The following is a 14,843-nucleotide window of genomic DNA, read 5'->3' on the forward strand; positions in this document are numbered from 1 at the left end:
ACAAACGCGGATCCAGCGTAAACACATTGGTCGTCAGCATAGAGTCATCGCTGTTGGTGAAGGCATCTACGATAGGCGCGTCATCGAACAGGTTTTTGACATATGCTTGAACAGCGAGATTGCGCTCCGGGAATTCCCAGGTTGCCGCCAGGTTCACATTGTCCCAACCCCGAATTTCATCATATTCGGTGTTGTAGACACGGAAATAGCTATCCGCTTGACGGTAATAATCCCCGCGTAATGTCAATTCAGAGCCGGAGAAGTGCCAAGTGTACTGAGCACCTATGTTTACAGTCCACCGCGGCGCGTTGGGGAGCTCGTTACCCGAAATATCCGCCTCGAAGCCACGCCCGCCATTCGGTGCATCGGTCAGCGGGTTATATTCAAGTCCCGTCCAGAAATCATATTGGTAGATAATCGCATCCGCCGGGAAGTCCGGGCTGAAAGATCCAATACGTTTCGATCCACCGCACAGTGCGGACAAGGCATATGATTGAAGCGCATTCGTAATGGGGTGAGCATAGATCGCCTCCACCATGTGCTTAGGCGCAATACAGTTGGATGGCACCTGAACCCAAGGACGGATAACCAGCCAGTCCTCATTCCCCTGCGTACGGTTCATCACATCAATCGAACCTTCACCTTCACCAATCTGGGTCTTCAGGAAGCCCACATTGGCATCCATGCGGAAGTTTGGCGTCGGACGCCAGATGGCTTCGAACTCTACCCCCGCCGAGGTAGCGTCAAAATTCTCGTTCAACGAGATACGGTCAACGATCTGCGAAACCTGATAGTCCGTATAGTCATAATAGAAGGCCGTGACGTTCAGACCGAAACTGCCTGTCGAGTTCAGGAATTTGGAGCCAAACTCGAAGGCATTCACATATTCAGGCTCAAAGGATTCCGCCAATGGCTGATATTGGACAACCTGCTGATTGATACCAGCCCGTGGCGGGTTCGTGCCGCCACCCTTATAGCCACGGCTATAGGATGCGTAGAGCATCAGACCATCAACCGGTTTCCAGTCGAAAACAGCACGCCCGGTGAGCGCTTCCCAGCTTTGTTTAACTTCGGGATCTGCCGGATAGCCTCGTACGGACGAGCCCCCCGAAAGAGGACCAAAGCCCAAAGCATCTAATGAGCCCAGAAGCAACTGGCTTGGGTATGGCGTCGTGGTTTTGGTATCATCAGTATAGCGCAGACCAATGGTTAAGCGCTTGTTATCACCAATGTCCCAATACCCCTCACCGAACACAGCCCATGATTGGGTGTGGACTTCATTTTTGCTTCTAAAATAGTTGTGTCCGTCACCAGCAAGATTATCAATCGATGAATAATCTACATATATACATTCATCGACCGACCCATCCGTACATTTTCTGGTTTCAATTTTGTCGAGTTGGCCAGGAATAACGCGTCCGTAAAAATATTCTGCAAGATAATTAAATGTATTATTGAATACATAATAATCATCCTGAGTTTTAAAATCTAGATAGTTCGCACCAAGTATAAAATTGAAACGACCATCAAGATCGGATTGAAGACGGAATTCCTGATACCATTGGCGATTATCCGATTGACTTAGATCGACCGACTCCATACGGCGAGAAGCCCCCAATTGAGGGTCGGTATAGTAACCGTCTGGCGCAGGACCGCCAATCATAGGATTCCCGAATAAATCCTGAAGACCGTCACTGCTGTTGAAAATCTCGTTCGACATGTATCGGGCATAGTCTTGCGTCGCCCAGAACTCGTCTTTCGAATACGCTGTTTGCGAATAAAGACGCAGTTTTTCGTTGATATCTAATTCCAGATTCAATTGAACAACATCGTTAGTTGCCACATAGCGCGGATCATAGGCGGTCGCGATTTCACGCAGGTTTTTCGACTGCGTAACCCCTGCATAGGGATCGATAGCAGGATTAACAGCACCTACGCCTTCACCAAAAAACTCCCCCGGTAGTGGTGGCTTAAAACCTAGACTAATACTATTCAGCATAAACATCTGGGCCATACCGGCACCATTTGGCGCACTATAGGCGGCATCGTCATACAATGAGCCCGGTAGACAACCCTGACTGAAGCGGCCTTGGGTTTCAGCTGGAATATCGGTCGATCCGATCCGCGTCATACTGGGCGCACGTGTACAAAGCTGTTTACCCGTACGCAGGCGATCATCATCTTCCTCGAAATGCTCCCAGAGCAGATTGGCGCGGAAGCGGTCCGTTGGTTCCCACGCCGCAGAAAGACGCGTTGACCATAGTTCGCGCCCGTTCACGTCCTCGTCTTTAAAGGTATTGTGATCGAAGCCGTCGCGCGACGTGACGCTGCCCGCCGCGCGCACCCAGAAGGTGTCGGTCAGCGGGATGTTGATCATGGCCTGACCGCGCAGGGTGCCATAATTTCCCGCCTCGGCCTTGGCCAATGCCTCGAAGTCGGGTCTGGGCAGATTGGGCAGCATGTTGACGACACCTGCCGTCGCGTTACGGCCATACAGAGTGCCTTGCGGACCGCGCAGAACCTCGACGCGGTTCACATCTAGATATTCCGATTCGAACAGGCGGTTGCGCAGTAGAGGCGTATTGTTGAAGCTCACCGCCACAGCAGGGTCGGAAGCCGCCGAAAGCGCCTTGGTGCCGATACCGCGAATGGCAAAATTATACATGGAGAAGTTGGACTTCGAGAAGGTCACGTTCGGAATGGCGCGCAGCAGTTCCGAGCCGCCTTCAATCTTCATGGAGTCCAGATTTTCAGCACTCAAAGCCGATACTGCAATCGGCACATCCCGAATGGACTGCTCACGCTTTTGAGCGGTAACAATAATCTCACCTACAGAAGTGGGTTCCAGGTCTTGCGCATAGGCAAGATGAGAAATCCCGCTCGTCAGAGCGAGCACAGAAGCCGTGACTACCCACTTGGTGTGAGCGCGCTTGAGTTGCCCCATGCGATTAAAACCTCCCCATGCGGGGGCAAAACGCAATCGTATTGCCCCCCTTAATCTCCGCCTGGTTTCTGGAATGCGGCTGGGCGGATCACTCGCATACCTGCGATTTATAAATCCACCTACTCACTCAGCTGTCAATACCTGTTTACATCACTGTCTAATAGGATTTGCTGGCAAGGTTTTTTGTTCTACGACAAAAAAGGGGCCGCCCTCATGGGCGGCCCAGAATAGCGCCGGAGTTAGACGCATCAGCAGGAATGATGAGGCGGCGAGGATGCCGATACCGCTGTCATCAGCCACGGTTCGGAGGAAACGAAGCCTGCTTAAAATGACATTGTTTACTATGATGTCAATATTGACGTGCTTATTTTTAGCCCCTTACATCTGCATCACATAATGTCGTTCTCGGTTGCCACCGATTTCGTCATGCTCACGACCGCAGGAAAGCCCTCATGGATGCCGATGTCATTATTATAGGCGCAGGACTAGCCGGACTGGTGGCTGCACACGAACTACGCCGTAAAGGCCGTAAAGTGGCGCTGGTGGATCAGGAAAATGCCCACAATCTGGGCGGTCAGGCCTTCTGGTCCTTCGGCGGTTTGTTTCTGGTCAACAGCCCCGAGCAACGACGCCTCGGCGTGCGCGACAGCCTCGATCTGGCATGGCGGGACTGGTGTGGCAGTGCCGGATGGGATCGGCTGTCCGGCCCGCAAGACGAAGACTATTGGGCCAAGCAATGGGGCCGCGCCTATGTCGAGTTTGCCGCGGGCGAAAAACGCAATTGGCTCAGGGACAATGGCATCAGCCTGACCCCCATGGTGGGTTGGGCCGAACGCGGATCGGGCCGTGCCGACGGTCACGGCAATTCGGTCCCTCGTTTTCACGTCGCATGGGGTACCGGCACCGGCGTTTCCGAACCCTTCGCCCAAAGCGCCCGCGAGGCCGCAGATGATGGAACGCTCACCTTCTACCACCGTCATCAGGTCGATGATCTGATTGTCGAGGCGGACAAAGTTACAGGCGTGACCGGCACGGTTCTGGCCCCCGACAATGCCGCGCGGGCCATGCCTTCTAACCGGACAGCGGTCGGCAGCTTTACTCTACGCGCCCCTGCGGTTGTGCTGGCGACGGGCGGCATTGGCGGCAATCACGAACTTGTCCGCAAATACTGGCCCGCCCGCCTTGGCAAACCGCCTAAGCAAATGATCACCGGCGTTCCCGCCCATGTGGATGGCCGGATGCTGGACATTGCCGAACAGGCCGGTGGCCGCATCGTGAACCGCGACCGCATGTGGCACTATGTCGAAGGCGTCAAAAACTGGGATCCGGTCTGGCCAAAGCATGCCATCCGCATTCTGCCCGGACCGTCGCCGCTATGGCTGGATGCGCTGGGGCGGCGTCTGCCCTTCCCCGCCCTGCCCGGTTACGACACCGTGGCGACGCTGAAATATCTGCGCACCACGCCCGATATCGCCGAACACGACCATAGCTGGTTCATCGTCACCCGCGATATCATGGCCAAGGAGTTCGCCCTGTCGGGATCGGAGCAGAATCTCGACATCACCGACCGCAAGAAGCTGGCCGTTTTCAAGTCACGCCTGTCGTCACAACCGCCCGCCGAGGTCGAGGCCTTCCGCCAGAAGGGCGAGGACTTTGTCACCGCCGATACGCTGGAAGAGCTGGTGGCCAAGATGAACGGTCTGACCGACACCCCACTGCTGGATGCCGCCCTGATCCGCCGCCAGATCGAGGACCGAGATGCACAGGTGGACAACCCCTATGCCAAGGATGTGCAGATACAGGGCATCCATAACAGCCGCCGCTATCTAGGCGACCGACTGGCCCGCACCGCCAAGCCGCACAAGCTGCTGGACCCGAAACACGGCCCGCTCATCGGCATCAAACTGCATACATTGACGCGCAAATCTCTGGGCGGGTTACAGACCGATCTGTCATCGCGCGTCCTTCGCCCTGACGGAACTGTGTTCGATGGTCTGTACGCCGCAGGCGAAGCCGCTGGTTTCGGCGGCGGAGGTGTGCATGGATACAATGCTCTGGAGGGGACCTTCCTCGGGGGCTGTATCTTTTCCGGCCTGAACGCCGGACGCGACCTGAACGGGACGCTCTGATTACGGCCGCACTAGGCGGCACCTATAAATCAACCGCGCCGGATCATAGGTCCGGCTCCATACGGCTGCGGGGAGGCAGACGTTTATGGATTCATCTATTGTACTGATCGGGCTTCCGGTTGCGCTGGGCATTATCATGTTCGGCCTCGGACTGGATTTAACGCCCGCAGATTTTGTGCGCGTCGCCCAAAGACCCAAGGCCGCCGTGGTTGCTCTGGGCTGTCAGCTTCTGTTGCTGCCTCTGGTATGTTTCGGCCTATGTATCGCTTTTGGTCTACCGCCGCTGATGGCCGTGGGCATGATGTTGCTGGCGGCATCGCCGGGCGGCACCACCGCCAACCTCTATAGCCACCTGTTCCGCGGCGATGTGGCTCTGAATATCAGCCTGACCGCGATCAACTCCGTGATTGCCGTCGTCACCCTGCCGATCATCGTCAATCTGGCCGTGGCCTATTTCCAGCCCGGCGACATGCAGGTCGGTCTACAGTTCAAAAAGACGCTCGAAGTCTTTCTAATTGTGCTGGTGCCCGTTGCCATCGGCATGACAGTACGCCGCTTCTATCCCCGCTTTGCCCGTGCCATGGACAAGCCGGTACGGCTGGGTTCGATCCTGATCCTAAGCGTGGTCATTCTGGGCGCTGCCCTCTCTGGCCGTGAAGCCCTGATGCAGCATCTGGGCAGTCTGGTCGGGATTGTGGCTCTGTTCTGTTTGCTCAGCCTGTCTCTGGGCTTCTTCGTGCCGCGCTTGCTGAAAATCCCCCATAAGCAGGCCGTCGCCAGTGCCTTCGAGGTAGGACTGCACAATGCGACCTTGGCCATTGTCATCGCCCAGTCGGTGCTACGCAGCCCCGAGATGAGCCTGCCCGCCGCCATATACGGGGTGATGATGTTCCCGCTGGCCGCTGCCTTCGGTGTCTTTCTGACACGGCGCGGATCAGCCACCTGAAACCACGAAGGCCGATAGCCATCCGCTATCGGCCTTCACTTTATATATAGTCGGTGCCAAGCGTTCTTAGGCGGCCTTGGCCCCCGCATAGGCATTCAGCAATTCTGCCGGTACCCTATTATAGAGACGCGGTTCGGGAATACGCAGTACACGCCTCGCCTCTTCCAAAGGCATGGCCATCAGAGTGGCATAGTCCTGAGCCGGCAGCCATGCCGCCTTGCGGCCGTCACGCCATGCCTGCCAAACCGCACGCGCACAGGGATAGCCGGTACGGGCACGGGCAAATTGTAGCGCCACCGCAAAAGCGATTACGCCAAAACCCTTGCTGCGGGTTTGGGGCAGGGAAAATGCCACCAGACACCCTTCCCCCAGAGCATTGGCTCCATAGCCGGTCAGCACATGCCACACATCATGCACATCACGCAGACGCCGCGCATACCAGGCATGTGGGTGGGCCGCCTCGATCTCGCTGTCGGCCACCTTGCGGCTTTCGTCCGCCAGTCCATAGGCCGAGAAGTCCTGCGCCTCGATAAAGGCCAGATAGGCCCGCCCAAGACTGCCTTCTGGCAGGCTGCGCAAGTAATTGTGATCTTGGAACACATCGGCCAGTTCTGTCCGTTGGTAGGCGACCTCTCCACCCCCCGGGGTCATCAACAGGCGACGATAGCCCCACTGGGTTGAACGCCCTACCAAAGCATTCATAATTTCAAAAACTTGCTCGGTATCATCCTTGTCAGCGATCAATCTGCGTACAGCCTTAAAGGCGCGCAATGGCTGCATGGTCTTGCGCATTTGAACGGCCGCAGAACGTGAGCGAAGCCCCTTTTGAGGCATGATTTCCGCTACGGAAACTTGAGCGGTGAGTGTCGCCACTTGAAGTCCCTCCTGTTTGGGGCGTAAGACACATTATCTACAGGGATGTCATTTACATTAATGTCAATTGAAACACAAGTCCGCCCGCGTCGTCGCCGTCGCTCGCCCGAGGAAGCGCGCCGCGAAGCCATAACCGAAGCCCGCGCCCTGCTGCTCAGCGGCGGACCGGATGCGGTGACCCTGTCGGCTGTGGCAGGCCGTATCGGCGTGACCCACGCCAACCTGATCCACCATTTCGGGTCTGCCAGCGGACTGCAATCGGCCCTGATGGGTTCAATGGTCCATGATCTGGCCAGTGCTATACAGGACGCTGTGGAACGCCTGCGAACAGACGAGGGCGCACCGCTCGAAGTCGTCAATGCCGTGTTCGAGGCCTTCACCGCGGGCGGTGCCGGAAGACTGGCGGCATGGATTGCCCTGTCGGGCGATCTGACCCATCTGGAGCCTGTACGGATCGCGGTTCAGGATTTGGTCAAGGCCATCGACACCAAGATCGGCAATGGCGACCGCCTGCCTCCCAAGGCCATTGGTGGTGCCGTGCTGTTCATCGCTCTGACCGCCTTTGGTGAGGCCCTGATCGGCCAGCCCCTGCGCGACATGCTGGATCAGGACGAAGATGCCAGCCGCAATGTTGTGGCGCAGCTCCTACCCAGTTTCTTAGCCAAGAACAGCGTTCCTTCCTAAGTTCGGGACCCAAGGCGTCAATTCGCCTCATCATTTCCCGTTAAAACGCTCTTCTTTTTCATACTCTGGCGATTTAGTGATCGGACAGGGGCGTTCCTCTTTGTTAGAAAACAAAGGCTACCGTGGCTTATCTAAACCACGGATGCTCCTTCACATTCCGGATGTGCCGTTCAAAGTCGCATCCACTCCTATATTTTTTATTCCTGTCGCAGGGCTTCCCCTGCACCCAGACATTCGGAGACGTGCCCGCGGATGAATCAGGCCATCTTGCTGCTGATACCCTTTGCCTCCCCCTTTATTGCAGCAATTGCGGCAAGCTTCTTGCCGACCAAGGCCCGAAATGCCGCCGCGTCATTGGCCTCGGCTACATCACTCATCGGCGTCATCGCCCTGCTGTGCCTGTATCCGGTCATCGCCTCGGGCGAGGTCGCGCGCTTCGGCGTGGAATGGCTGCCCACTCTGGACATCGCCTTCCGCCTGCGTCTTGACGGCTTCGCATGGCTGTTTGCCCTGATCGTTCAGGCCATCGGTGCGCTGGTGGTCCTCTATGCGCGCTACTACATGTCGCCCGAAGATCCGGTTCCGCGTTTCTTCTCGTTCCTGATGGCCTTCATGGGGGCGATGACCGGTGTGGTCATGTCCGGCGACATGATCCAGATGGTCCTCTTCTGGGAGCTGACCAGCTTCTTCTCCTTCCTTCTGATCGGCTACTGGAACCACTCTGAATCCGCCCAAAATGGCGCGCGCATGGCCCTCACGGTTACAGCTCTTGGCGGTCTTTGCCTTCTGGCCGGTGTCGTGGTTCTGGGCCGTATTGCCGGTAGCTTCGATCTGGATGTCGTGCTGGCCTCCGGCGACGTCATCAAGAACAGCCCGCTCTATCTTCCAGCCCTGTGCCTGATCCTGATGGGGGCCCTGACCAAGAGCGCCCAGTTCCCGTTCCATTTCTGGCTGCCGCGCGCCATGGCTGCCCCCACCCCCGTCAGTGCCTATCTGCACTCGGCCACCATGGTGAAAGCCGGCGTTTTCCTGCTGGTGCGTTTCTGGCCTGTACTCGCTGGCACTCCCGAATGGGGCTATATCGTTGGCGGCGCGGGGATGTTCACCCTGCTGTTCGGTGCATGGACCGCCGTGTTCCAGAACGATCTCAAGGGTCTTCTGGCCTATTCCACCATCAGCCATCTGGGCCTGATTACCCTGCTACTGGGCATGGGCACGCCGCTGGCTCTGGTGGCGGCCATATTCCACATCGTCAACCACGCCACCTTCAAGGCCTCGCTGTTCATGGCCGCCGGTGTGATCGACCATGAAACCGGCACGCGTGACCTGCGCAAACTGTCAGGCCTTCGCAAGACCATGCCCTATACGGCGGCACTGGCCATTGTGGCCGCTGCCGCCATGGCCGGTGTACCGTTGCTGAACGGCTTCCTGTCCAAGGAAATGTTCCTTGCCGAAGCCTTGCAAGCCCCAGAGGGCCGCGATTTCTCGCTGATGGTGCCGGTTCTGGCCACCTTGGCCAGCGCCCTGTCGGTTTTGTATTCGGTGCGTTTCATCCATCAGGTCTTCTTTGGCCCGCCAGCAACCGACCTGCCCAAGTCCCCGCATGAGCCGCCGCGCTGGATGCGCTTCCCGATCGAGTTGCTGGTTCTGATCTGCGTGGTTGTCGGCACCATTCCGGCCCTGACGATTGCGCCGGTGCTCGGCTTTGCGGTCAAGTCGGTACTGGGTGACGCCACCCCCTATTACAGCCTGTCGATCTGGCATGGCTTCAACCTGCCTCTGCTGATGAGCTTCATCGCCCTGATCGGTGGCACCACCGCCTATGTGCTGTTTGGCAAGCGTATCAACCGTGCCGACAAGGCATGGATTGTCGGCCGTTTCAGCGGTGCCCGCGCCTTTGACCGCGCCATGCGCTGGATGAATATCAGCGCCGAATGGATGGTGCTGCAACTCGGCTCCAAAAAGCAGCAGTGGCGTATTCGTGTGCTGGTCATTGCTGCCATCCTTGCCGGACTTGTCGCCGCGGGCTTTGGCGGCCTGGGCATGAAAGAGGCTGGCATCGCCATCCAGCGCCCCGGCATCAGCTTTACCCTGATCTGGATCGTCGCCAGTGTTTGCGCACTGGCCGCCGCATGGCAGGCAAAATACCATCGCCTCGCCGCCGTCATCCTGATGGCCGGATGCGGTGTGGTCAGTGCCCTGACCTTTGTGTGGTTCTCGGCCCCCGATCTGGCCGTGACCCAGATATTGGTGGAAATCGTCACCGGCGTCCTGCTGCTTTTGGGTCTGCGCTGGCTACCGAAGCGCTCGGTCGCCATGGCACCGTCCAAGACCGATTTTGCCTCGCGCCGTCGCCGCGCCATGGACCTCACCATTGCGACCCTCGCCGGTCTGGGCATGGCCACCATGGCCTTTGCCGTCATGACCCGCCCCGGTGGCAGCCATCTGTCCAACTTCCTACTCGAAGAATCCTATCCGCGCGGCGGCGGGCGAAATGTCGTCAACGTCCTGCTGGTGGACTTCCGTGCCTTTGACACGCTGGGCGAGATCACGGTGTTGGGCATTGTGGGCCTGACCATCTGGGCCTTGCTGCGTCGCTTCCGCCCTGCCGAAGAAAGCCGAGGCATTACCGAACAGCGCCGCGTTCAGGACCGCCACGACAAGCTGCACGAACAGCGCCAGTCGGGCGATACCTTGCACGAAACCATGCTGATCCCTTCGGTTGTGATGAAGTGGACCTTCCCCTTCATCATCCTTTTGGCCCTGCACCTGTTCTTGCGCGGGCATGACCTACCGGGCGGAGGCTTTGCCGCCGGTGTGGCCATGTCGGTCGCCTTTATCCTGCAATACATGGCCGAAGGTGCACGTTGGGTAGAAGAACGCCTGCGTATCCGCCCGCTCTACTGGATTGGCGGCGGCCTGTTGATCACCACCCTGACCGGCATGGCCTCGTGGCTGTTCAACTATCCGTTCCTGACCACCTATTTCCAGTATGGCAGCCTGCCTTGGGTCGAGAAGGTGCCTCTGGCCACGGCCGTCATCTTCGATCTTGGCGTCGCCCTGCTGGTGGTTGGGGCCACCGTGCTGATGCTGACCGCTATCGCCCACCAGTCCTTGCGTACCGCCCGTGAAATCGAGCCAGTCGAAGCGCCAGAGGAGGGCGTCTGATGGAAATCATCCTGGCCATCGGCATCGGCATCCTGACCGCCTCGGGCGTCTGGCTGCTGCTGCGCCCGCGAACCTTCCAGGTCATTATCGGCCTTGGCCTGCTGGGCTATGCCGTCAACCTGTTCATCTTTGCCATGGGCCGCCTCAAGGCCGGTGCGCCCCCTCTGGTGCATCCAGGCAAGATAGAACCTTCCGCCTATGCCGATCCTGTTCCACAGGCGCTGGTACTGACGGCTATCGTCATCTCCTTTGCCCTGACCGCTCTTTATCTTGTGGTGCTGTTAACCGCCCGGGGCATCACCGGCACCGACCATGTTGACGGGCATGAATCCGAATGACGCCGTCACTCCTCGAACACCTCACCATCCTGCCCATTATTCTGCCCCTGATGGCAGCGGCCATCATGCTGTTGCTCAAGGAGCAGCGCTACAAGACCAAGGCTGCCCTCAGTCTGGCCGTTTGCGCCGCCATTCTCGGCACGGCCCTGTTGCTGCTTCAGGAAGCCAGTGTCGGCGGCTCCGGCGGCAGCGATACGGCCCGCGTCTATAGTCTGGGTAACTGGGCCGCACCGTTCGGTATCGTTCTGGTGGCCGACCGTCTTTCCACCCTGATGCTGGCCCTGATTGCCGTCGTCGGTGCGGCGGGCCTGATCTTTGCGCTGGCGCGCTGGGACCGTGCAGGGCCGCGTTTCCACGCCCTTTATCTGTTGCTGATGATGGGCGTGAACGGCGCGGTACTGACCGGCGACCTGTTCAACCTGTTCGTTTTCTTTGAAGTCATGCTGGCCGCCTCCTACGGGCTGTTGCTGCATGGCTCGGGTGAAAAGCGCGTGCGGGCCGGACTGGGCTATGTGGCCATCAACCTGACCGCCTCGCTGTTCTTCCTGATCGGGGTGGCGCTGGTCTATGGCACGGTCGGTGCGCTGAACATGGCCGACCTTGCCGCGCGTGTGCCCTATATCGCCGCCGAAGACCGCGCCCTGTTCGAAGCCGGTTGCGCCATTCTCGGTATCGCCTTCCTCATCAAGGCGGCGGCGTGGCCGCTGGGTCTGTGGTTGCCGGGAGCCTATTCAGCCGCCAGTGCGCCGGTCGCGGCGGTCTTTACCCTACTATCCAAGGTTGGGGTTTATGTGCTGCTGCGCCTGTCGATGCTGATGTTCCACCCCGATAGCGGTGACAGTGCGGGTCTGGGCCAGTCGGTGCTTCTGGTACTGGGTCTGGCGACTGTCATTTTCGGCGGTGCCGGCGTCATCGCCGCCCAGCGTCTGGAGCGGGTCATCGGCTATGCTGTCATGGCCTCTTCCGGCACCGTCCTGGCCATTGTCGGTTTGGGTCAGGCAAACGCCCTTGGCGGCGCGCTCTTCTATATGACAGCCTCGACGCTGGCTTCGGCAGCCCTATTCCTGATCGCCGAGATTCTGGTGCGCGGCGAAGACCGTGCTGCCATTGGCAGCGATGCCTTTTTCGATGACGAATATACCGACCCGTTCGAGGCCGATGATGTCGAAGAGGTGGGTCGTGTCATGCCCCGCTCTCTGGCTCTCTTGGGGGCCTTCTTTGCGCTGGCAGCGCTGGTTGTCGCCTCCATGCCGCCTCTGGCTGGCTTCATCGGCAAGCTGGGCATTTTCATCGGCCTTCTCGAAGATAACGGGGCCAACCTGCCAGCCAGCTGGTGGGTCATAGGCATCCTGACCTTCTCCAGTTTCGCCACTCTGATCGCACTGGTTCGTTTCGGCATCGACGGTTTCTGGAAACGCGAAGAGGACAATATCCTTGTGGTCCGCAGTCCCGAATTTGTGGCCATTGGCGGATTGATTGCCTGCTGTCTGTGGCTGACGGTCGCGGGCGGCGCAGCCCTGTCCTATGCCGAGCATACCGGCGACTGGCTCACCCGCCCCGGCGACTACGTCGCGGCGGTCCTGAAAGGGCGCCTGTAATGATCGCCTCCGCTCTACGCCGCATTGGCCAACAAGTTTTGCCACACCCCATCTTGTCTGTGGCCTTGTTCCTTGTCTGGATGCTTATGGCCTCGCCCGCAGGGGCCGGTCACGCCACCATTGCCCTGATTGTCGCGCTTCTGGTGCCTCAGGTCATGCGGGTGCTGGAACCGGACATGGTCAAGGTGCGCAATCCGGTCGCCATTATCAGGCTGTTATGGCGACTAAAGATCGACATTCTGGTGTCGAACTGGAACACCGCCAAAATCATTCTGGGTCATCGCAAGGCAGTACGCAAAGCGGGCTTCGTCAACATCCCGCTGGAATGCAGCAACCGTTATGCGCTGGCCTGTCTGGCCATCATCGTCACCAGTACACCCGGTACCACATGGGTCCAGTATGACCGCTATTCCCGCGTCCTGCTGCTACATGTGCTGGACCTGCGCGAAGAGGATGACTGGAAGGCCATCCTGCATAACCGCTATGAGCGCCTGCTGATGGAGATCTTCCCATGACGCCCGCCGCCATTGTCTATTGGGGCACCGGTTTCGCACAGGTGGTTCTGGCCCTGTCCATGCTGGTTTGCGCGTGGCGTATCCTGATAGGCCCACGCGCTCAGGACAGGGTGCTCGGTCTGGATACGCTGTATGTGAACGCCATGCTGCTGATCCTCGTCCACTGCATCCGCATGGGCTTGAACGCCTATTTCGAAACCGCCCTGATACTGGCCGTCATCGGCTTTACGTCCACAGTCGCACTGGCCAAATTCCTGATGCGTGGCGAGGTGATCGAATAATGCTGACCGCCCCCGAACATATGCCCGACCTGCCCATGTGGGCCGCCATAACCGTTACGGCTCTTTGTATTTTCGGCGCGCTTTTGGCGCTGCTGGGCAGTATCGGTCTCAAGACGCTTAAGACCATGTATGAGCGCCTGCATGCGCCGACACTGGCTTCCACAATGGGTATGGCCACCATCGTGGTCGCTATGATGATCTATTTCAGCTTTGCCGAAGGCCGCCTGACGCTCAAGCCATTGCTGATCGCGATTTTTCTGACGGTCACAACGCCCGTCACCATGATCCTTTTGGCTCGTGCCTCCATCTATCGAGATCGCGTCGAAGGTCGCGAAGGCGTTCCCAAGGACGACATGTAAACCCCCTGCAAAGGCCGGAAGTCATTGCTTCCGGCCTTTTTCTTACCGAAGGTTCACTTGCACACAGGGCCACTTCTGTTTGAGTGCCCGGTACACTACGAGCAGGGGACCCTTTATGCTGTCGATCACCAATCTCACCCACATCTATGCCAATGGCACACGCGCTTTGGACGATGTGTCTTTAGAGATTCCACGCGGCATGTTCGGCCTGCTGGGTCCGAACGGGGCGGGCAAGTCCACCCTGATGCGGACCATTGCCACCCTGCAATCGCCTACGTCTGGCAGCATCAAATTCGGCGAACTCGACGTCATCAAGGAGCCGGAAATGTTGCGCCGGACCCTTGGCTATCTGCCGCAGGATTTCGGCGTTTATCCGCGCGTTTCGGCCTATGACATGCTGGACCACATGGCCATCCTCAAGGGCATCAGTGGCGGCAAGGAGCGTAAGGACACGGTCGAGACCCTGCTCAATCAGGTCAATCTGTGGAATGTCCGCAAAAAAGCCATTGCCGGTTTCTCGGGCGGTATGCGCCAGCGTTTCGGCATCGCACAGGCCCTGATCGGCAATCCGCAACTGATCATCGTCGATGAGCCCACCGCAGGTCTCGACCCCGAAGAGCGCAACCGCTTCCTGAACCTGCTGGCCGAGATCGGCGAGAATGTCGTCATCATCCTGTCCACCCATATCGTCGAAGATGTTGCCGACCTGTGCCCGCGCATGGCCGTTCTGGCCGGTGGCCGCATCCAGCTTGAAGGCGCACCGCTGGACCTGATCGGCAGCCTGAAGGGCCGTGTCTGGCGCACCGCCATCGAAAAGGCCGAACTGGAAGATTACCGTCAGCGTTTCGAGGTCATCTCGACGCGTCTATTTGCCGGTCGCACCTTGATTCACGTCCTGTCCGACACATCCCCGGGCACGGCATTCGAGCCTGTCAGCGGCAATCTCGAAGACGTTTACTTCTCGACGCTCAGCGCCTCGCGCCGCGTCCCTGCCGCCGCCTGATCGGG

Annotated in this window: 12 protein-coding genes (1 of these 12 only partly in view); 10 read left to right on the forward strand and 2 right to left on the reverse strand. The window is 58.5% G+C overall.

Annotated features, from left to right (window positions below; genetic code table 11):
* Positions 1-2,980, reverse strand: partial view of a TonB-dependent receptor gene (locus tag WEU32_RS12835; RefSeq protein ID WP_406852168.1) — the 5' portion only. Its footprint begins 29 nt before the window's first position; the window shows 2,980 of its 3,009 coding nt (coding positions 1-2,980); the start codon lies at positions 2,978-2,980; the stop codon falls past the left edge of the window.
* A gap of 416 nt (positions 2,981-3,396) precedes the next feature.
* Between WEU32_RS12835 and WEU32_RS12840 the strand changes: the two genes are divergently transcribed.
* On the forward strand, positions 3,397-5,073 hold the full coding sequence (locus WEU32_RS12840) for an FAD-binding dehydrogenase (RefSeq protein WP_406852169.1): 1,677 nt from the start codon (positions 3,397-3,399) through the stop codon (positions 5,071-5,073).
* An 85-nt stretch (positions 5,074-5,158) separates the two neighbouring features.
* Positions 5,159-6,019: a bile acid:sodium symporter family protein gene (locus WEU32_RS12845; protein ID WP_406852170.1), complete on the forward strand. Its 861-nt coding sequence runs from the start codon at positions 5,159-5,161 to the stop codon at positions 6,017-6,019.
* Between the two features lie 66 nt (positions 6,020-6,085).
* On the opposite strand, the gene WEU32_RS12850 is transcribed toward WEU32_RS12845, so the two are convergent.
* Positions 6,086-6,892, reverse strand: a complete 807-nt coding sequence (locus tag WEU32_RS12850; RefSeq protein ID WP_406852171.1) for a Coq4 family protein — start codon at positions 6,890-6,892, stop codon at positions 6,086-6,088.
* A gap of 60 nt (positions 6,893-6,952) precedes the next feature.
* Here WEU32_RS12850 and WEU32_RS12855 point away from each other — a divergent pair, with 60 nt between their 5' ends.
* The 8 genes from WEU32_RS12855 to WEU32_RS12890 all read left to right on the forward strand — a co-directional run bounded on the left by WEU32_RS12855 (position 6,953) and on the right by WEU32_RS12890 (position 14,838).
* Entirely contained in the window at positions 6,953-7,576 is a 624-nt protein-coding gene (locus WEU32_RS12855) for a TetR/AcrR family transcriptional regulator (RefSeq protein WP_312139076.1), read from the forward strand.
* A 252-nt stretch (positions 7,577-7,828) separates the two neighbouring features.
* On the forward strand, positions 7,829-10,744 hold the full coding sequence (locus WEU32_RS12860) for a monovalent cation/H+ antiporter subunit A (RefSeq protein ID WP_406852172.1): 2,916 nt from the start codon (positions 7,829-7,831) through the stop codon (positions 10,742-10,744).
* A complete protein-coding gene (locus WEU32_RS12865) occupies positions 10,744-11,082 on the forward strand; it encodes a Na+/H+ antiporter subunit C (protein WP_312139072.1) in 339 nt (112 codons plus the stop codon). Before WEU32_RS12860 ends, WEU32_RS12865 begins: the two co-directional genes overlap by 1 nt.
* Positions 11,079-12,680: a monovalent cation/H+ antiporter subunit D gene (locus WEU32_RS12870; protein ID WP_406852173.1), complete on the forward strand. Its 1,602-nt coding sequence runs from the start codon at positions 11,079-11,081 to the stop codon at positions 12,678-12,680. Before WEU32_RS12865 ends, WEU32_RS12870 begins: the two co-directional genes overlap by 4 nt.
* Entirely contained in the window at positions 12,680-13,195 is a 516-nt protein-coding gene (locus tag WEU32_RS12875) for a Na+/H+ antiporter subunit E (protein WP_406852174.1), read from the forward strand. Before WEU32_RS12870 ends, WEU32_RS12875 begins: the two co-directional genes overlap by 1 nt.
* A complete protein-coding gene (locus tag WEU32_RS12880; RefSeq protein WP_406852175.1) occupies positions 13,192-13,476 on the forward strand; it encodes a K+/H+ antiporter subunit F in 285 nt (94 codons plus the stop codon). The genes WEU32_RS12875 and WEU32_RS12880 overlap by 4 nt, the downstream gene beginning before the upstream one ends.
* Positions 13,476-13,835 (forward strand): monovalent cation/H(+) antiporter subunit G, encoded by a 360-nt coding sequence (gene mnhG, locus WEU32_RS12885; protein WP_406852176.1) that lies wholly within the window; start codon positions 13,476-13,478, stop codon positions 13,833-13,835. Before WEU32_RS12880 ends, mnhG begins: the two co-directional genes overlap by 1 nt.
* 115 nt (positions 13,836-13,950) lie before the next feature.
* Complete coding sequence (locus WEU32_RS12890) at positions 13,951-14,838, forward strand: ABC transporter ATP-binding protein (RefSeq protein ID WP_312139063.1); 888 nt, start codon at positions 13,951-13,953, stop codon at positions 14,836-14,838.
* Positions 14,839-14,843: the final 5 nt, after the last annotated feature.

The sequence above is a fragment of the Brevundimonas sp. BH3 genome (assembly GCF_045345115.1).
Taxonomy (GTDB): domain Bacteria; phylum Pseudomonadota; class Alphaproteobacteria; order Caulobacterales; family Caulobacteraceae; genus Brevundimonas.

Excerpts from the sequence above, each read along its gene's own strand:
- WEU32_RS12840 (WP_406852169.1), top strand. The coding sequence starts at position 3,397 with ATGGATGCCGATGTCATTATTATAGGCGCAGGACTAGCCGGACTGGTG.
- WEU32_RS12845 (WP_406852170.1), top strand. The coding sequence starts at position 5,159 with ATGGATTCATCTATTGTACTGATCGGGCTTCCGGTTGCGCTGGGCATT.
- WEU32_RS12855 (WP_312139076.1), top strand. The coding sequence starts at position 6,953 with ATGTCAATTGAAACACAAGTCCGCCCGCGTCGTCGCCGTCGCTCGCCC.
- WEU32_RS12860 (WP_406852172.1), top strand. The coding sequence starts at position 7,829 with ATGAATCAGGCCATCTTGCTGCTGATACCCTTTGCCTCCCCCTTTATT.
- WEU32_RS12865 (WP_312139072.1), top strand. The coding sequence starts at position 10,744 with ATGGAAATCATCCTGGCCATCGGCATCGGCATCCTGACCGCCTCGGGC.
- WEU32_RS12870 (WP_406852173.1), top strand. The coding sequence starts at position 11,079 with ATGACGCCGTCACTCCTCGAACACCTCACCATCCTGCCCATTATTCTG.
- WEU32_RS12875 (WP_406852174.1), top strand. The coding sequence starts at position 12,680 with ATGATCGCCTCCGCTCTACGCCGCATTGGCCAACAAGTTTTGCCACAC.
- WEU32_RS12880 (WP_406852175.1), top strand. The coding sequence starts at position 13,192 with ATGACGCCCGCCGCCATTGTCTATTGGGGCACCGGTTTCGCACAGGTG.
- mnhG (WP_406852176.1), top strand. The coding sequence starts at position 13,476 with ATGCTGACCGCCCCCGAACATATGCCCGACCTGCCCATGTGGGCCGCC.
- WEU32_RS12890 (WP_312139063.1), top strand. The coding sequence starts at position 13,951 with ATGCTGTCGATCACCAATCTCACCCACATCTATGCCAATGGCACACGC.